The sequence below is a fragment of the Prauserella rugosa genome, assembly GCF_000719975.1.
GTDB classification, from domain to species: Bacteria; Actinomycetota; Actinomycetes; order Mycobacteriales; family Pseudonocardiaceae; genus Prauserella; species Prauserella rugosa.
Genome location: NZ_JOIJ01000011.1, coordinates 29,824 through 48,164 on the forward strand (window position 1 = coordinate 29,824; position 18,341 = coordinate 48,164).

An 18,341-nucleotide genomic window follows, 5' to 3' on the forward strand; every position below is an offset into this window, starting at 1 on the left:
GCCCAGCCTGCGTCAGTAGGTCCACTACCACCCTGCGGGCCCGAAGATCAGCTGCCGAATCCGTCGCAGGAAGCCGTAGCGAACTCCCCCTGGGCGGTGCTGGATTTGGCGTCCTTACCGTCCACCGTCACCGTGCAGGTCACGCTGCCACCCTCGGCACCGGTCATCACGGTCAGGCTGCCGCCCTTCATCAGGCCCTTTGTCGTGAGTTCCTTCGACCAGGGCAGCTCGCTCACGTTCTCTTCGTTCGTCGACATGTTTCCGTCGCCGAACGTGGTGTAGCTGATCGACGCGTTGGGCGCGTCGCCCGTCACCTCGTACCGAACGGTCACCTCCCGGCCTGCCTCCTCATTGACGTCGTTGACGGCCTTACCGAAGGCTGCCGCCCACAAGATGCAGATCACGAGACCGATGACCGAACACACGACGCCGGCCAGGGCCAGCCCCTTGTTGGTCGCCTCACCGCGTTTGGCTCGGAAGAATCCGAGCAACGACAGAATCAACCCGAGGATCACCAAGGGCCATGCCACAATCCCGACCAGCGGGAGCGGCGAGAAAATCAAGCCGAGCAGGCCGAGAACGAAGCCGGCGGTACCGAGCCCGTTGCGAGGCTGGCGCGCAGGCTGTTCGACAGATCCCGCAGGATAAGGCTGCGATGATGCCATTTGGGTGACACTTCCTTTCACGCAAATTAGTACGCCTGTCGTTCGTCGCCACCGGTGTTCGTCGAGTTAACGCATGACACCGACTCGTTACCGGCGCGAGCCGAATCGGTGACGTTGGCAATTAACGAGCAAGAATCGGCAGAAATGCGACACCGCCGACCACGGTCAGTACGTCCATTCCCATCCGGCGGGGCCGTTGATCAGCGTTCCGGGGTCGAGCGCGAGGGTTCCGCTTGCTTCCGGCACGACCAGTTCGATCGTTCCGCTGTACTTCTGATTCACCCCGAAGTTCATGGGCAGTGCCTTTTCCGGCGCCGTACAGGTACCGAACTCCGCCCGGTGTGAAACTCCGGACGAGTCGATCTCCACGAAGTTGTACGGGTTGAGCACTCCCGCAGCATCCATGGCGCTCATCTGGTCGTCGCCGGTCGCCACGCGCACATGAAGGACGAGAGTGTGGCCGGATTCCGGCGGAAGGCCGTACGCATCACACCCGGGGTCGAGCTCGATCCGGTCAACCGTGAACGACGTTCCGGAACCGCCACCTTCGTCCCCGACCGGACCCGTCCACGCCTCGTCGCCCACGTTCATCGGCAAGTAGTTCCGCTCGTTCGTCTCGGGCTGGGCGATCTCGTCCACCGGCGATGGCGCAGGCAGCGAGGGGGCCGATCCGACGTCGGTCGGCGCGGCATCGAACGACGCTCCCACGTCCCGGGAGATCCGGTCCAGCTCGTCGACCACGTTCTTCTGAACCAGGACCGTGATCACCACGGCCGCGGCGCACAGAACCACACCGATTCCCGCCACGATCTTCCTCGTTCCGAAAAATCCGATCAGCCCGAGGACGAAACCCACGGCCGCGGCGATCGCCGTGATGTTATTGACGATGATCACCGGCGAGCCAACCACGCCGACGATGCCGAGAATCAGGCCGGCCCAGGCCAGCGCAACGAACTTGGGCGGTCTTCGCTCCGCAACGGCGGACGGATGCGGCTGCGGATGTGGATACGCGGACATGGGTGTCCCCTTCAATGGTTTGAAACGGTTGGTGAAAACTCGCGCGATTCCGGAATTGACTCTCAGGCGGCACAACGCTGTTCGGAGAGAATGCGTCGCAGCTTGTCGAGCGCGCGGTATTGGTTGACGCGAACCGCACTGGATGTCGAACCGACGACTCGCGCCACCTCGTCGGCCGACAGCCCCACAAGCAGGCGGAGCACCAGGATATTCCGCTGGGTCTCGGTCAATCTCTCGAGAAGCTTGCCGACCTGCTGTCGCTCGTCGTGCTGAAGCACCACGGTTTCCGGCTGCGGACCACGGTCCACAGTGGTCGGAATCTCCCCCACGGGCGTAACTGGTTCGCGCTGCCGCTTGCGATAGAAGTCGGCGACCTTGTGCGAGGCGATACCGAACACGAACGAGATGAAGGCCGAGCTGTCCGGCCGGTACGACGGCAAAGCCTGCATGACCGCGATCAGCACCTCCTGCGTGACGTCATCCGCGGAGACGCACGTACCCAGCCGAACACCTACCCGCGCCCTGCAGTACCGGGCGACGCGCGGCTGAATCGCACGCAGCAGTGCCGACACCGCAACCCGATCGCCACCGCGAGCAGCGAGCGCAAGCTCGTCGAAATCTTCCCCGGATTCCATCTCCGACCCCCTGACGTGAAGTGCGGCCACCAACGTGCACGCGCTGTTGACATCCACAGTCCAACACATGGACATGTTCACAGTCAACAGTCGTTTTCGAAGCTGGTATGCTCACAGGGGTGATAACCAGGAGGTGACATGTCAGACGGGACCTTGGTGACAGCCGCGGAGATCGCGCGACTGGCAGGCGTGGGACGGGCAGCCGTGAGCAACTGGCGCAAGCGGCACCCAGACTTTCCCGAACCGGTCGTGGGCGCGCGGGGCACACCGACGTTCCGACTCGACGAAGTGCAGCGATGGCTACGTGCCCATGGGAAACCAGCTGGACTGTCCCCGGGCGACGTGGTGTGGCAGGCCCTGGACGCGGGCCGCGGTGACACCGCGACCGTCGAGCTGGCCGCCGACGTGGCCGCGCATCTGACCGGCGACAGAGACGTCACGCTTCCGGAGTCAGTCCGTACGGCTCTGGCCGAGGTGGGCGACGTGTCGCCTGGTGAAGTGATCGAGTCGCTGTGTACGCGGACCTTCGACAAGCAGCAGCGACAACATCTCGTCACTCCCCCGCCGCTGGCGGAACTGATGGTGGAGCTGGCCGGGGACACGGAGTCCGTGTTCGACCCGGCATGCGGCGCGGGCAACATCCTTCGTGCCGCCGCGGAATCCGGCGCGAAGACCCTCCTCGGCCAAGAGATCGACATCGCGACTGCCCGCCTCGCGCGCGCACGACTCGCAGACGACGGCGACGTCGAGGTCGTCGCCGGGGACGCGCTGCGCGACGACGCGTTCGCGGGGCGACGCTGTGATGCCGTCGTGTGCGATCCACCGTTCGGATACCGCGACTGGGGACACGAAGAGCTCGGTTTGGACGCGCGGTGGGAGTACGGACTGCCGGTGAAAGGAGAGCCGGAGCTCGCGTGGGTTCAGCACTGTCTCGCACACGCTTCGCCCGACGGTGCCGTGGTGGTGGCACTGCCGGCGAGCGCGGCAGGACGCCGGTCAGGTCGAGTGATCCGACAGGCACTCCTCCGCCGTGGCGCGTTGCGTGCGGTGATTGCGCTGCCCGCGGGCGTTCTCATGTCCACAGGCATCGCCTTGCACCTGTGGGTGTTGCGCAACCCGACCGAGCACGGCCCTGGACCGGTGCTGCTCGTCGACACGAGTCGTCATCGCCCGGCCCGACGTGGACAGGTCGATTGGTCGGCGATCAACCGGGATGTGCTTGCGGCCTGGGAAGAGTTCTGCGCGCAGGGCACGGTCGAGGAGGCGGCGGGCCGACATCGGACGGTCGAGCCGATCGACCTGTTGGACGAGGACGTCGACGTCACACCGTCGCGACATCTTCCGCAACCGCTTGCGGAAGTCGATCTTGAGGCTCTGGAGCGTGAGCGCGGCGAGTTGGCGCGAACCCTGGCGGAGCTGGACGACCTGCTGCCCACGGTCCGGAAGGCGACGGCAGTCGCGGGTGCGTACTCGACGATCAGCGAGTTGTCCCGGGTCGGCGCGCTGACGCTTCGGCAGCGGACGGGGCCGCTGGATGCAGCAGAGGATGGCAACGGGCCGCGGGTGTTGACAGGCCGCGACGTGGCGACAGGTCGGGAACCGGCGCTGCGCTACGCAGGGGCGGATCCGGACGAGCTGATCTCGTTGCAGCCGGGTGACCTCGTGGTGCCGCTGGTGGCGGCCGGCGACGGGACGCCGACGACGATGGTGGTCGAGGTCGACGATCTGGTGTTGGGTCCGAACCTGTCGCTGCTGCGCGTGGACGGCGACAAACTGGATGTGCACTTCCTCGCGGGACAGTTGCGCGCCAACAGCCGAGCCCGCGCGCTGAGCACCACGGCGTCGGGCGTGCACCGCCTGGACATCCGCCGTGCCGAGGTGCCGGTCCTACCGCTCGCACGACAACGCGAACTGGGCGAGGCGTTCCGCAGACTGGCCCTCTTCGAAACCCGCCTACGCCGGGCAGGTGACACGGGCCGTCACATCGCGACCCGCCTCACCACAGCCCTCGCCGACGGCACCATCGAACCGGCGGAGTAAGCGCTCGGTTCGTCCGATAAGAAGACCTTCACCGTCCACGCTCCCGAGCGCACGCCAGTCCTCGAGTCACTCGTCAACACGGCTCCGCAGGATCTCCCAGTTGATCCCCGGGAACTAACCGACTCGCCCAGCCCGTCGGTCCGCAATCTGTATGAACGTGCTCTGGACCTGGTCGATGACTTTCCTGACGAGCTGACAGGCGAGGCGCTACTTCACTTCACCGACTGGCTCCTGACTCGCGTATGCATGGTGGGCATCAAGGCCCACAGCAACGAGCATGGGTGGGAAATCTTCGTCACGATGAACGACCGCGGAGCGAGACTCTCTCCGATCGATCTACTCAAGGGCCACCTGATCGAGAAGGCCGCTCGGGACAGAACAGACCTGAATACCAGGTGGCGAGAGATGCTGACCGAACTCTCGGCCCTCGACCCCCGGGCACCCGCTGACTTCATCGAGACGCTCTTACTGGCGAAATACGCGAAGGTCGACGAACCCGAGGATCGGACCAGAGTCTTGCAAGCCAGCCATGAGTGGGTCCGCACCAACCCGGACCAGATGGGGCTACGCACCTCGGACGACTACCGGCGTTTCCTGACCGTAACCGTAACCCAGCTCGCCGGTCGATATCGCACGCTCCGAGCCGCCGCGACCCGTTCGGATCCGGAGTTCGCGCATGTTCGTTACAACGCAACGAACAACCTCGACCAGCAGTACATGCTCATCCTCGCCGCTACAAACCCGAATGACCAGGAGGGCGAGTTCCGGAGGAAGACGCAACTGATCTCGTCCTTCCTCGATCTCATCTATATCCGCCAACTCGTCAACGGGACGATCAGCCGGCCGGGCGAACTCGACGACTACGTGTACGAACTGACCCAAGAGCTCAGGTCCGTTGATACCTCGGACTCGCTGGCTGACGTGCTGTCACGACGCCTCGCGGAGATACCTGACGAGTTCCAGGGGATGACGAACTTCGGACTCCAGACCGACAACCGGAGTCAAGTACGGTACTTGCTCGCCAGGATCACAGCCTTCGTTGAGACCGACTGTGAGCAGCAGAGAACTGAACTCGAGGAGTTCCTGCGATACGTCGCTGGGGAGAAACCGTTCGAGATCGAGCACATCTGGGCCAATAAGTTCGAACGCCACCAGTCGGAGGTCAAAACAGAGAGCGAATTTCGTTCCATCCGGAACCGGCTTGGTGGCCTGATCCTCCTCCCGAAGTCTGATAATGCCAGCTTCAACGCCGACACGTACCCGGAGAAGCTCCCCCACTACTTCCGCCAGAACATGTTGGCAAAGTCCTTAAACAAGGACAGCTATAAAAGGTTTCCGAGTTACAACAAGTTCCGCAAACGCCATCAGCTCGAGAAGTTGATGGGGCACTACGACGAGTTCACTGCGAGCTCCATAAAAGAGCGTCAGCAACTCTACATCCGCCTGTGTGAGATCGTCTGGGACCCCGAGAAACTCGGCTTTTCGATCCCCAAGTCGATGAGTCGGCAGCGTAGGCAAGCGCGACGGACTCGCGCGAACTATGATGTTTCGCTCGGCGACCTCATCACCGCTGGGTTTCTGCGCTCAGATCACAAGATCATCGGCCGACACAAGGGTACGACCCACCACGCCGTCGTCCACAATGATGGAAAGGTCGAGGTCAGCACCGGCGAACTTTTCCCCAGTCCTTCGCGGGCAGCCATGTACGCGGTCAACCGGCAGTCATGCAACGGATGGACATTCTGGAAGCTGGCCGATGACGCTTCGACCACGCTCGCCGACGTTCGCGCTCAAGCTCTCGCTTCGGGCAAGCTCGACACGGCACGCCAACTGACCATCCCATGACAAGCGGCATCCAACCGGCGGAGCGAGTGCGTCACCGCGGTCTGCTCATCCGGGCTGGGCTTCGCGGAGACGTTCCAGGAGTTTGCCAACGTAGAGGGTCTCCTCGTCGTCTACGCCGTTGACGAGAGCAAGGTCCTCGTACAACGTGCGCAGCGTCTGTTCGGCGTCGTCGAGGTCGTTGCGCGCCGCTTGCAGTTCGCCAATGTTGCGGCGCACCTCGAATGCCGTCTCGGTACCGTCGCCGCGTTCGCTCCTGAGCCTGGCCAGCACGTCGTGGAACTGGGCGAGCGCCTCGTCGACGTCGCCGAGTTCGGCGCGGCAGTACGCGGCCTGCCGGAGAGATTCGACGGCGTCGTCGCTGTTCGGCCCCTGAGTTCGGGCGAACGCGTCCGCGAGTGCGTCGAACTCGGGGCGCGCGAGCCGGTACTCGCCGGCAATGACGAGGATCGCCGCTCGCCGCAGCCGGAGCTGAAGCACGTGCGGGTTCTCGGCGCCAAGGACGTTGCCGGCCGGCTGGATCACCGCGTCGAGCACCTCGGCGGCCTGCATGAACCGGTACTCGCCCAGCAGGGCGTCCGCACGCTCGACCGCGTCGTCCATGGACTCGCGCATCGCCGTGCGTGGCACGCGGGACGCCGACGCGGCGGACTCCTCCGCGGTGGCGGGCTCCAGCACAGGCCTCGACTCAGACCTTGTCCCCGGGGCGTTGGGGCGCCGGAACACCAACGTGGGGTCCGGCATTCCGTCCTGTGCGGCACCAGCAGCATCCGGCGCCGCACCGAGCGTGGGCAGCAGCGGCAGCAACCGCTCATAGACCTCCGCGGCGTCAGCGGGACGGCCGGTCGGCGCCTTCGCGAGGAGATCCAGCACGAGCCGGTCGAGTTCGGCGGGCACGTCGACACCGAGGTCCACGAGCGGCACCGGGGTCTCGTCGAGGTGCCTGTTCCACCGATCGATGTCGGTGTCGCCGCCGAACACGGGATATCCCGATAGCAGCTCGTACAGCACGCAGCCAAGAGCATAGAGATCGCTGTGCGGGGTGACCTGCCTGCCATGGATCTGCTCCGGCGACATGTACAGGCTTGTACCCATGGGCGTACCCGTCGCTGTGAGCCGGGCCGCGTCGGGCCGCAGCACCGCCGCGATGCCGAAGTCGAGCACCTTCACGGCACCGCCGTCGGTCACCAGCACGTTGTCGGGCTTGAGGTCCCGGTGCACGACGGGAACAGCGTGCGCGTGGGACAGCACCGTCGCAATCTGCGCGCCGAACGCGGCAGCCCACGCGGCGGGCAGTGGTTCGCGCCGGTCGATGAACGCACGCAGCGGCACGCCGTGCACCAGTTCCATCACCAGGTACAGCTCCGCAACCCCGGTGTCGAGTCCGGCGTCGTAGACCTGCGGGACACCGTGGTGGAGGATTCGGGCGGTGACGCGCGCTTCGCGCTGGAACCGTTGCACGAGCTCCGCGACCGCGTCACCGCCGCCGATTGCGCGCGGGTTGATCCGCTTGACCGCCACCTCACGGTCGAGCACGACGTCGAACGCTCGCCAGACCGTTCCCATGCCGCCGGAACCGATCTCGTCGCGCAACTCGTAGCGATCGGCGACCGTATCCCCCACGTGGCCTCTCCCTCTTTACCGCCCAACTGCTCTGCCGACTAACTGAGCCCGCGGTGCTCGCCGGGTCATGATCCCTCCCGGGCCGCCGCAGGTCTACCGGTCCGACGCGAGCCGAGAGCGTGCTGTTATGCCACGTCGTTGACGCCTTCCTGCTTGCGGATCAGGCGCCACGCCGCGCTGCGGGCACTGCGGTTCAGCGACTCCTTGAAGGTTCGGTCGCGGCTGCTGAAGTACTGGTCTCCGAGGCCGGTGATGGTGTCGATGTGGTCGGCCATCTTGTCCTCGAAAACGTCGTCGAAGACGGCGCCGAAGTTCTCCTCAGTGTTGTTGACCGCGGCCAGCCGGACCTTCTCGTCCGCAACGGCTTCGTTGAACGGCCGCGCCACGTCTTCCTCGGTGAACTCGGTCCCGTGCCGGTCGTTGAACCGTTCGATGAGTTCCGACAGCAGCGACCTGTCCTGGTCCTTACCGGCGCCGGTGCCGTCGCCGAAGCCGGGCAGTTCCGCCGTGCCCTCCGGGGTGAGGCCGAGGTCGTGTTCGCCGGTCTTCTCCACCCGCAGGTGGCTGAGGTCGACCTCACCGATGTCGACGCCGCCGTCCTTGCCGACGGGCAGCCGGTTGAGCATGTGCCGCCCGAACAGGTACAGCCGTTCCAGCTCGCCGTCCTTGTACGGCACGATCTGCGACAGGAACCCGTACTTCCGGATGAAATCGCCGAGGTCCGACCGGAACTGCTCGGCGACCTCCGACAGGTGCTCGTCGGCCAGCAGGGTCTCGTATCGGGCAACGGCCGGTTCGATGTGCCGATACAGCTCGGCGTGCAGCTTGGCCCACTTGGCCTCGTTGCCGCCCGCAACCTGTTCAGCCGCCAGGAACGCTCGAGCGAACTCGGTCATCTCCGCGTCGACGAGGATCTGCGCCGACAACACACGGCTCTGTGCGTTGTAGAGCAGGTTGGGGTCGGACGGCAGCGTCGCGGCGTCCTCGAAGTACGGCCGGAACGCATCTTGGATGGCGTCGGCATCGTTGACGAAGTCGAGTACCGCCAGATCGGCCTGCGTCTTGCGGTCGGCAGTGCGGTTGAGCCGCGACAGCGTCTGCACTGCCGAGATGCCGCCGAGTTTCTTGTTGACGTACATCGTTGTTAGCAGCGGCTGGTCAAATCCGGTTTGGTATTTCTCTGCGACAACGAGGATGCGGTATTCAGCCTGGCCTGCCCCACCGTTTCGCGTGGTGACGTCGTCGGCGCGGGTGTAGGCGAACGCCTTCGGGAGCGCACCCTCGGGCAGTCCGCCGTTCTCCTGTGATTCGGTGACTTCTTCGCCCTCGTAGGTCAGGGAGCCGGAGAAGGCGACGAGCACGCCAATCTCGTCCCGAAGCTTGCCTTGCTCACGCAGGTCGGCGAGGTACTTCTTGATGGCTCGCGACATCTGCACCGCACTCTGTCGGGAACCCGTAACGACCATCGCCTTGGCGCGCCCGCCGAGCCGCCCTGCCGTGTGAGCACGGAAGTGTTCGACAATCACCCGCGCATGCTGCGACACGGTGGAGGGGTGCATGACCGCGGTCCGGGCCAGTTCCTGATTCGCCTTGGCCGGATCCACTTCGCGGTCGTCCGGGTTCTCGCTGACCAGCTTCCAGTACGTGTCGTAGGTGACGTAGTTCCGCAGCGGGTCAAGGATGAAGCCCTCTTCGATCGCTTGGCGCATCGAGTAGGTGTGGAATGGCACGAACGCGGGCTTGCCGTCGCGCTCGTCGAGAACCCCGAAGTACTCGAGAGTTTTGGCCTTCGGGGTGGCTGTGAAGGCGAAGTACGAGAGGTTGGGGTTCTTCGCACGTTCGGCGACGCGCTGTTTCAGCTTGGCTTCGACGTCATCGCTATCCCCGGTGGCTTCGACGGCACCGGCGTCACCGGAGTCGTCGTCTGCGTCGAGGGCCAGGCCGCGGAGGGCCTTGCGCACATCACCCGCCGCATCGCCGGACTGCGACGAGTGCGCCTCGTCCACGATGATCGCGAACTTGGCGCCTTTGATCTCGGTGGGGTTCCTCCGCAGGTAGTCCAGCAGCGCCGGGAACGTCTGCAGCGTGACGGTGATGATCTTGCCCTGTTCGCTGGACAGGCGTTTCGCGAGCTGTTCGGATTTCGAACCCTGCTTCTCGTCAATCGCTACGACGGTGCCCGCGGTCTGTTCGAAGCTACCGACGGTGGCACTCAGCTGGGAGTCGAGGTTGCGGCGGTCGGTGATGATGAGGACCTTGTCGAACACCGGGGTGCCCGGCATGAGGCCCTTCTCGCGTGCTTCGGGGTCGAGTTCGGCTGGGTTGGTGGGCGTGTGGAGCGACGAGAGCCGGTAGGCGAGCCAGGCGATGGTGTTGGATTTGCCGGAGCCGGCCGAGGCCATGACGAGGTAGTCGTTGCCGCTGCCGTGGCGAGCGGCGTGGGCGGTGATCTTTTTGACGGCGTCCCACTGGTGATAGCGCGGGAAGATCAGCGACTTCTTGGGCCGCCCGTTGAGGCCCTTGTCGCGGTGCTCATGGACGAACCGTTCGAGGATGTCGAGCCAGTTGTCGCGTTGCCATACCTGTTCCCACAGGTAGGACGTACGGTACTTGGTTGCTGCGGGTGAGGGCGGGTTTCCGGCACCGCCGGGATTGCCGGGGCCGTTGGAGCCGGTGTTGAAGGGCAGGAAGCGGGTGCGTTCGCCGCGCAGTTCGGTGGCGACGAACACGAGGTCGGGGTCGACGGCGAAGTTCGCGACGGACCGTTTGGCGAAGATGAGTTCGCTGTGGTCGCGTTCATACCGGTACTGATTCTTCGCGTGCTCGACGCCCTGGCCGGTGAGCGGGTTCTTCAGTTCGGCGGTGGCGACGGGGATGCCGTTGACGAACAGTGCCAGGTCGAGTCGGTTGTCCCGGTCAGCCTGTTTGGTGGCGTAGGCAAGTTCGCGGACAACCGTGAGCCGATTGGCGCGGTAGTCGTCGAGGGCGGAGTCGGAGGTGACGAGCGACGGCTTGAAGTACGCGAGGCGGATGCGCACGCCGCGGTCCTTGACTCCTTTGCGGAGCACGTCGAGGACACCGTCGGTGTCGATGGCCTTGGCGACGCGCTGCGCGAATCCCCGCTGGGCCGCGTTGGCGTCGCCGCCGTAGAAGGTGAGAAGCTCGTCCCATTCGGCCTGCTGGGTGGCCCCGATGAACGTGAACATCTGCCCGGTGTCCAGGCCGAGCGCAGGGTCGTAGTCGGTGGCGTTGCCCAGCTCCCAGCCATGCTCCAACATTGCGTCGACGATCGCCGTGCCGAACACGGCCTCATGATGAATCGGCATCGGCTACTCCTCGATCCCTCTCCCACTCGCAGCGGACACATCGAACTCCCCAGTCACAGCAGCTGTGATCAGAGCTTGGCGGCGTTCCTTCAGGAGGTCGACACGCTCGCCAATCTTTTCCTGGCGATCACGGATAGAACTCTCAACTCGCGTTGCCTTGTCCACAAGAACGTCCTGCTCTGTTCGCGTCGGGGCAGGAACCCGAAGCGAACGAACAAGATCCTGGCTGATATTCGGCTGCCCCCCACCCGAGGCGAGTTCCAGGATCTTACTTCTATGCGCACGGAACCAATAGAACACATAAGCAGAAGAAAGGGATCCTGCACCTACTTCGTTAAGAACACAACACGCCTGATTCACACATGAATCAACGCCCAAAATACCTACGCGCCCAGTCGTAGCCCCATACATGGCGACGACGAGACTCCCCGGAGGATGCAGCTTCAACGCCGAGTAATCGTTCAGCGCCTCCTCCGTCAAAGTCTTTTCCGGCTTGACCGCGAACTCATCGCGAAGATCGCCTGTATTTACCCAGTAGTAATCGCCACCGAAGTACCGCTGCTCCGACGAACGCGGCGTCGTACCACTGCCAGTGACAAACTCCCGGCCGACCTTTAACAATCGCCATTCGTTCCGCATGCGGGGCATCCATGGAACACCGGTCGTTCTTACTTCCTTATCCGTGCCAGTGGTCAGTACTCTAAACTCCGAAATCAAACTCTCGTCGAGCAACTCAATCTGCTGCTGCGATGCGTTCCGGAGCTTGTCGATGCGGGCGGTCTCGGCGTCGAGGAAGTCGGCGATGCGGCGCTGCTCCTCCAGCGAAGGAAGACGCACAGCGAGATCACGCAGGAAGTCGTCCGGAACTCTCTGCTGACCTGCCACACCGTACATCGCGGCCTTGCCTAGCTTCAGGAAGCCGTAAGTGTGTACGAGGTACAGCAGAAAGCGCGGTTCTGTCGTAGGTCCCGGACGGACGACATGCAGCTCCGTGGTTCCCGCGCCGACACCACCCAGTAGCCCACTGATCAGGACCGACCGAGCGGCCTCGAACGTTGGCGTGATCTTGGGAACGAGGACGTCTCCGTCCTGGAAGCGAGTGAAGCCAGTTGCCACCGACGCCTTCGTGCGACGAGCCGACAAGTCGAGGCGATCGCCCGGCCACACGGACTCCATTGGGATAAACGTCAGCACGTCGTCGTCAGAGAGACGGTCGAAAGCAGGCGTCGAAGGATTCACCTGTGCGATGTGTCGGAGCCGAACGGTGCTCGTCATTCCGTCACCTCACCAAGCAGGTTCTGGATCTCCGCCTCGAGGGCCTTCAGCTCGGCGTCGATCTCCGACAGTGGCCTCGGGGGTTCGTAAGCGTAGAAGTGGCGTGTCACCGGGATCTCGTAGCCGATCTTCGTCTTGGTGTGGTCGATCCACGCGTCGGGGACGTGGGGCAGAACCTCGCGCTTCAGGTACTCCTCGACGTCCTCGTCGAGCGGGACGTTCTCGAAGTCGCGCAGCTCGGCGTCGGGTTCGGGCTTGCCCTTGACGGTCTGGACCTCGCCCTCCGGGTCGCGCACCCCGACAGCGTCGCGCAGGGCCTTGGCGAACGGCGCGCCGGTCGGCCAGCTCAAGCCCGTATTCTTGACAGCCTCCCGCATCGCCGTGACAGCCTCGTCCTTCGCCCACCACGTCGTGCCCAGCAACGGGCGCAGCGCGGCGACGAACTCCTCCGGAGCGTCAAGCTTCTGCACCGGCTTCGCCTCGCCCAACGCGGCCAGGGTGTCTTCGCTGATCTCGAACTTCAGCTTCAACGGCCGCTCCACGGTGATGCGGCGGTAACCGAAGTCCTCGTTGTTGAAGACCTTCACCTTGGCGTGCTGCGGGTGGCTTTCGTCCTTCGCCGCGTGCAGCGCCTCGGCGTAGAGCCGTGTGATGTCGGCGATCTGGTCCTTGTCGATGTACTTGCGCTTGTCCCCGAGGGACTTGCGCATCTTCTGCCACTGCTCCCGCGCGTCCAGCAGCACCACCTTGCCCCGGTAATCCGGGCTCTTGCGGTTGGTCAGAATCCAGAAGTACGTCGAGATGCCGGTGTTGTAGAACAGCTGGTCCGGCAACGCCACGATGCCTTCGAGCCAGTCGTTCTCCAGGATGTGCTGGCGGATCTGCGATTCCCCCGACCCGGCGGCCCCGGTGAACAGCGGCGAACCGTTGAAGACGATCGCCACGCGGCCGCCACCCTGCTCAGCGGGCTTCATCTTCGACAACATGTGCTGCAGGAACAGCAGCGACCCGTCGTTGATCCGCGGCAGCGCAGGCCAGAACCGGCTGTTCTCGCCCAACCGCTCCAGATCGTCCTCGACGTCCTCCTTGACCTTCTTCCACTCGACGCCGAACGGCGGATTCGCCAGCAGGTAGTCGAACGTCGCGTTCCGGTGGCCGTCATCACTGAACGAGTTGCCGAACTTGATGTTGTCCGGGTCCTGGTCCTTGATCATCAGGTCGGACCGGCAGATCGCCCACGACTCGGGGTTGAGCTCCTGCCCGTACACGTCGACCGTCGCGCCCGGGTTCATTCGCGTGATGTGCTCGTACGCCGAACTCAACATGCCACCCGTGCCACACGCCGGGTCCAGCACCTTGCGCACCACGCCCGGCTTGCTCAGCGCATCGTCGTCCGGCGCGATGAGCAGGTTCACCATCAGCTCAATGACCTCGCGCGGGGTGAAGTGCTCACCCGCCGTCTCGTTCGACTGCTCGGCGAACCGCCGGATCAGCTCCTCGAAGATGTAGCCCATCTGGTGGTTGTCGACCACCTCGGGCCGCAGATCCAGATCGGCGAACGTGCTGGTCACCTGGTACAGCAGGTTGGCGCCGTCGAGCTTCTTGATCTGCTGCGCGAAGTCGTAACGCTCCAGCACCTCGTAGGCGTTCGGGGAGAACCCGCCGATGTACTCCGTGAGGTTACGCGCGACGTGCGAGGAGTCCGCCGTGATCGACTTCAGCCGGAGCTGCGTCGTGTTGTAGAAGCGGTGTCCGGACGCTTTGCGGAGGAACCGGTCGATGTCGATGTCGCGGTCGCGGTACTTGTCGACCGTCTCTGCGACCTTCTCCCGCGTCGGCTCCAGCACACACTCGAGCCGGCGCAACACCGTGAACGGCAGGATCACCTTGCCGTAATCGGACTGCTTGTAGTCACCGCGCAGCAGGTCCGCGACGGACCACGCGTGATTCGCCAGCTCAGTGTGCTTGTTGGTGTTCAACGACGTTCCCCTCGATTTTCCTTGGTGATGAGCAATGATCTCGCTTCTGTGCCGGACCGGCAGCGGCAGGCGTCAGGGCTCGGCCGCCGGTGCCAGTGGCTCGTCGTCCGGGGGTAGCAGCGCCCCACTGGTCAGGCCGCGCGCCCACTGGTCGGCCAGCTCGCGCGCGATCGCCGCGGCGAGGTCCGCCGCCGAACTCAGGGCACGCACCCGGCGGAACGTGTGCCCGTAGTGGCGTTGCCGGTCCAGGGGCATCAGCGGCACCCGCAAGCGTTTGACGTCGAGGCGCCGCACCGACGTGCCTGTGACCGCGCCGTGGACGTTGTGCTCGGCCGCCAGAAACCCCGCCAGGAACTCGGAATCGAACCGGTCCGGGTCCGGGCGCAGCAGGAACAGGTGCGGACCGAGCACGCTTCCCGCGTCGTACTCGCCGGCAACGCGCGCCGTGACCGGCCCGGTGTGGTGCAACGTCTCCGGCAGCACCACGTCTCCCGGCTCGACCGGCAGCAGCGTGTCGACCGGCGTGTCCTCCGGAGAACCGGACGGCGGTTCCCCGGTGCGGACGTCCTGGCGCGTCAGCACCGCGCGTTCGCCGACGTCGGCTGCCGTCTTCCGCGCAGGTGCGACGCGGTACAGCATGAGCGCGCCGCCGCGCAGCAGGTCGGCGACGGTGGCGGTCCGCCACTCGGCCGGTTCCGGACCGGCCTGCTGCCACAACCGGCCATCGCCGAGCTCGGTCAGAGCGTCGCCCGCCCGCCGCAACCGCTCACGCAACTCGTGGGCCACAGCATCGTGCCGCTCCGGTTCGACGACGTCCTCGGCCCACACGTGCCGTTGAGGGGTGAGGTCGACCGTGTCGTCGAGCAGATCCACTACCGAGCGCGTGCCGCTCCGTCCCGGTTCCGGCTCGACGTTCTCGGGGTCTTCGCGGAACGCCCGCCACACCGGCAGTACCCGCTCCGACACGGCGTCCCAGTCGATGTCTCGGCTGCGCCCTGGCTGCTCCGAGCGTCCCGGCTGGTCCGCCGCATCAACGAACAGCACCGGCTTCGGCTCGCTGTTCGACGGGGGCGTCAGTACCCACAGCTGCAGACTGACGTGCAGCGGCGGCGCGGCACCCTGCGGCAGCGCGATGACCGCCCGCAACGCACCCGTGCGGACGAGTTCGGCGCGGATGCGGCGGCCGCCGGAGCGTTCCGCCGCGCCGGGTGGCATGAGGACCACGGCCGTGCCGTGCTCGCTCAGGTGCGCGAGGCAGTGCTGCACCCAGGCCAGTTCGGACTCCGAACGCGGCGGGAGTCCGTACACCCAGCGCGGGTCGTAGGCGAGGTCGTCGTGTCCCCAGTCGCGCAGGCCGAACGGCGGATTGCACACCACCGCGTCGACCCGCTCGTCGGGAAAGGCGTCCGCAACGAGGCTGTTGCCGTGACACACCCGAGCGTCCGGCGCGGCAAGCTCGGCGCGCACCCGCGCCAACGCCGCCTGATCGTTCACGATCTCCTGACCGAGCACCTCCGCGGCACCGGCTCGCGCCGCGGCGGAGAGGAAGCCGCCGCCACCGCAGGCCGGGTCCAGCGTCCGGTCGAGGCGGCCGGGCAAGGCGACCATGAGGGCGGCCAGGCCCTGCGGGGTCGAATACGTCCCTGTGGCAGTCGTGTCCGTCAGGAGTTCCGCGAGGATCTGCAACGCCGTGTCAGCGGCGCCTTCTCCTGAGCCCTCTGCCTCGTGGCCGCGTGCTGCGCAGCACCGAACCAGCGCACGCGCCGCCGAGTCGGATGCGTGGTGCTCGCCCACTGCCGTGGCCAGTTCCGCGGCGAACCCGGCCTCCGGCAGGTCCGCCAGTTTCCCGAGCCTGTCCGGGGGAAGCTGCGCCAGCGGCGGCACCAGTGGCAGCAACTGCCGTGCCATTACCCGACTGTCGTTCGCTCCTTGTAGCGCGAGTCGCAGTTCCGCCTCAGGGGTCGACTCCGGCAGCTGCCCACGCTCCGCGAGCCACGCGCGAACCGTGTCGAGGTCGTAGGTCGGGCTCGTGTCCGTGCCCCCGACGGCCGCCGGGAAGTCCGAGTGACGACGTCGCCAGTTGCTCACCGTCGCGCGCGTGACCCCGGCCAGCCGAGAGATCTCGGCTGCGGTGATCTGCGTGATCGAATCGGTCATCACGGCGTCCTATCGTCAACGTCCCGGCTGGATAAACACACCGTAGACCGCGCACGTGTGTGACACAAGTTCACACGCCGATTCCGTTTTGACAGAGTTTTCAGCCGCTCGCCGATGTGTCGTTGTTACCTCAGGTGCCATACGTCGGCACCTGTCTCCCTTGTCGTCGGGACCGTCGTCAGGAAGACAGGTGGTCGTTACCGGAGGCACCGAGGTGATACTCGAGCGTTACCGATCTCGGCATCGGGGCGATATGCGCGGTGAGAGCTGCCATGAGGGTCCAAGGCCGGTGGCTACGGGCGACGGCACCGAGGGCCGGCGACGGTCAGGACTGCCGCTGCCTGGTCGGCGATGGGTCACCGTGGCGATGGTGCCGACGGGTTCAGTCGGCTTCGGCCCACTGGATCCCGGTCGGCCGTCGTCCCGTTCGGATGAACTCGCCTACCCCCGCAAGCACGTCCTCCAGAGGAACCTCGGCCCTGGGCGGGAGATACGACGGATGGAGACCGGCCTGCCAGTACTCGACGTCCTCATTGTTCGTGCCGTGCGCGGGAACGTAATGGCCGTCGCCGTGCCCGAACGCCAGCGCTCCGACGCCCGGCGTGGTGCTGACACCGAACTCCAACTCGACGTGGTCACTGTGTCGGATGTCCTTCGGACCGGCGGCGACGACCCAGAAATGCGGCACGTTGACTCCCTGGCCCGCAAAGTCACGAACACCAGCCAGGAACTCGGCGACGTCGGGGACGTCGTCGACATGGAAACCGATCAAGTCCAGCAGGTCGGTCACGATGCGGTCCCCCTGTAGGTGTGTCGGAATGCGTTGCCGTGGATGTCGGTGCCGAGCACCGTCAGCGTGAACCCCGCGGGGAGCATATCCGGCAGATAGTCGTGGCATCCGCCCGTCGCGCCCGGCTCGGAGCCACACGGCGCGTGGTTCAGGACGAGCCTGCCCTCGCGCTCCCCGCGTCTGATCATCATCGTCGCTGTCTTGATCTCCACATGGTTCGCCAGACGGCGTGCCGCGGCACTTGGGATGCCGCGCTTGAGCATCTCGGTTTTCGCCTCCGCCACCCACGGGTCGTCGCGGTTCGGCGTGATGTGACCGAGCTTCCGACCTCCGATCTCGGGATACGCAACCACCCGCGGCGCACGTTCGCCTCGACGCGGACGCGGCGGCAGACGATCCGGCGTCGGGGCGGCATCGGCCGGATACCGGTCGCCGTGCTCGTTACGGACCTCGCGCGGCTCCTGCCGTGCCTGCGGCGCTGCCGGTGGGCGGGCACGTTCAGCCTTGAAATCGCTGCAGCGTGGTGTCGACGCCCTCCTTGAGCTGCGCCATCGCTGCCACCGCGGTGCCCAGCGCGTCCGTGGCTTGGGATGCCTGCCCGTGCAGCATGCTGCCCACCTCGGTGTTGCCGAGCGCCGCCACCAGCTGCTGCATGATGCTGTCCACCTCGTGCGCCTGCGCGAGGATGCCGCCCTGGATCTCGTGACACCGCCCCGACGCCATGTGCAACGCCGCCAACGTTTCCTCATGCGAGGCCATCGCTTCCCCTCGCCCGACGCTGATCAGCGACTAGCGGGCCGGTCTGTCGCGGCGTGCGCGCCAGGCACAGCTCGCAGGGCATTCCCGTCGGGTTGTCCACCCGCTGCAACTGCGCCGGCGCGAACGACGCACCGCACAAGGCCGTGACCCGCTCTGGCGGCACCGTCGTGTCCGGCAGCCGGAACACATGGCTCACCCGCTGCCGCAGGCCCACCACTCCCGGCAGCGGCCTG

13 protein-coding genes are annotated in these 18,341 nt (G+C 65.6%); 2 read left to right on the forward strand and 11 right to left on the reverse strand.

The features are described from left to right. Positions 1-47: 47 nt before the first annotated feature. The 3 genes from IF64_RS0116240 to shbA form a co-directional block, all read right to left on the reverse strand. On the reverse strand, positions 48-665 hold the full coding sequence (locus IF64_RS0116240) for an MmpS family transport accessory protein (RefSeq protein WP_036876881.1): 618 nt from the start codon (positions 663-665) through the stop codon (positions 48-50). Positions 666-830: 165 nt separating this feature from the next. Next, positions 831-1,682, reverse strand: coding sequence for a hypothetical protein (locus IF64_RS26140; RefSeq protein ID WP_051757914.1), 852 nt, complete (start codon positions 1,680-1,682; stop codon positions 831-833). A gap of 62 nt (positions 1,683-1,744) precedes the next feature. After that, positions 1,745-2,317 carry an RNA polymerase sigma factor ShbA gene (shbA, locus tag IF64_RS0116255; protein WP_030532973.1) on the reverse strand — a complete coding sequence of 191 codons (573 nt, stop codon included), beginning with the start codon at positions 2,315-2,317 and terminating at the stop codon, positions 1,745-1,747. 138 nt (positions 2,318-2,455) lie between these two features. On the opposite strand from shbA, the gene IF64_RS0116260 reads away from it, so the two are divergent. Continuing rightward, positions 2,456-4,357 (forward strand): N-6 DNA methylase, encoded by a 1,902-nt coding sequence (locus tag IF64_RS0116260; protein ID WP_030532974.1) that lies wholly within the window; start codon positions 2,456-2,458, stop codon positions 4,355-4,357. 246 nt (positions 4,358-4,603) lie between these two features. Then, on the forward strand, positions 4,604-6,202 hold the full coding sequence (locus IF64_RS0116265; protein WP_030532975.1) for a restriction system modified-DNA reader domain-containing protein: 1,599 nt from the start codon (positions 4,604-4,606) through the stop codon (positions 6,200-6,202). Between the two features lie 45 nt (positions 6,203-6,247). Here the strand turns inward: IF64_RS0116265 and IF64_RS0116270 are convergent, their stop codons facing one another. The 8 genes from IF64_RS0116270 to IF64_RS27535 form a co-directional block, all read right to left on the reverse strand. Beyond that, positions 6,248-7,822, reverse strand: coding sequence for a serine/threonine-protein kinase (locus tag IF64_RS0116270; protein WP_030532976.1), 1,575 nt, complete (start codon positions 7,820-7,822; stop codon positions 6,248-6,250). 125 nt (positions 7,823-7,947) lie between these two features. Then, on the reverse strand, positions 7,948-11,148 hold the full coding sequence (locus tag IF64_RS0116275; protein WP_030532977.1) for a type I restriction endonuclease subunit R: 3,201 nt from the start codon (positions 11,146-11,148) through the stop codon (positions 7,948-7,950). 3 nt (positions 11,149-11,151) lie between these two features. Further along, positions 11,152-12,423, reverse strand: coding sequence for a restriction endonuclease subunit S (locus tag IF64_RS0116280; RefSeq protein WP_030532978.1), 1,272 nt, complete (start codon positions 12,421-12,423; stop codon positions 11,152-11,154). Further along, positions 12,420-14,402, reverse strand: a complete 1,983-nt coding sequence (locus IF64_RS0116285) for a type I restriction-modification system subunit M (RefSeq protein ID WP_030532979.1) — start codon at positions 14,400-14,402, stop codon at positions 12,420-12,422. Before IF64_RS0116285 ends, IF64_RS0116280 begins: the two co-directional genes overlap by 4 nt. A 72-nt stretch (positions 14,403-14,474) precedes the next feature. Next, positions 14,475-16,559: an N-6 DNA methylase gene (locus IF64_RS0116290; protein WP_030532980.1), complete on the reverse strand. Its 2,085-nt coding sequence runs from the start codon at positions 16,557-16,559 to the stop codon at positions 14,475-14,477. Between the two features lie 382 nt (positions 16,560-16,941). Then, positions 16,942-17,349 (reverse strand): Imm1 family immunity protein, encoded by a 408-nt coding sequence (locus IF64_RS0116295; RefSeq protein WP_030532981.1) that lies wholly within the window; start codon positions 17,347-17,349, stop codon positions 16,942-16,944. Then, entirely contained in the window at positions 17,346-17,633 is a 288-nt protein-coding gene (locus IF64_RS27530) for a DddA-like double-stranded DNA deaminase toxin (RefSeq protein ID WP_169741953.1), read from the reverse strand. The genes IF64_RS0116295 and IF64_RS27530 overlap by 4 nt, the downstream gene beginning before the upstream one ends. 214 nt (positions 17,634-17,847) lie before the next feature. Next, positions 17,848-18,108: a hypothetical protein gene (locus IF64_RS27535; RefSeq protein WP_030532983.1), complete on the reverse strand. Its 261-nt coding sequence runs from the start codon at positions 18,106-18,108 to the stop codon at positions 17,848-17,850. Positions 18,109-18,341: the final 233 nt, after the last annotated feature.

Excerpts from the sequence above, each read along its gene's own strand:
- IF64_RS0116260 (WP_030532974.1), top strand. The coding sequence starts at position 2,456 with ATGTCAGACGGGACCTTGGTGACAGCCGCGGAGATCGCGCGACTGGCA.
- IF64_RS0116275 (WP_030532977.1), bottom strand. The coding sequence starts at position 11,148 with ATGCCGATTCATCATGAGGCCGTGTTCGGCACGGCGATCGTCGACGCA.
- IF64_RS0116240 (WP_036876881.1), bottom strand. The coding sequence starts at position 665 with ATGGCATCATCGCAGCCTTATCCTGCGGGATCTGTCGAACAGCCTGCG.
- IF64_RS0116280 (WP_030532978.1), bottom strand. The coding sequence starts at position 12,423 with ATGACGAGCACCGTTCGGCTCCGACACATCGCACAGGTGAATCCTTCG.
- IF64_RS26140 (WP_051757914.1), bottom strand. The coding sequence starts at position 1,682 with ATGTCCGCGTATCCACATCCGCAGCCGCATCCGTCCGCCGTTGCGGAG.
- IF64_RS27535 (WP_030532983.1), bottom strand. The coding sequence starts at position 18,108 with ATGGCCTCGCATGAGGAAACGTTGGCGGCGTTGCACATGGCGTCGGGG.
- IF64_RS0116265 (WP_030532975.1), top strand. The coding sequence starts at position 4,604 with ATGGTGGGCATCAAGGCCCACAGCAACGAGCATGGGTGGGAAATCTTC.
- shbA (WP_030532973.1), bottom strand. The coding sequence starts at position 2,317 with ATGGAATCCGGGGAAGATTTCGACGAGCTTGCGCTCGCTGCTCGCGGT.
- IF64_RS0116290 (WP_030532980.1), bottom strand. The coding sequence starts at position 16,559 with ATGACCGATTCGATCACGCAGATCACCGCAGCCGAGATCTCTCGGCTG.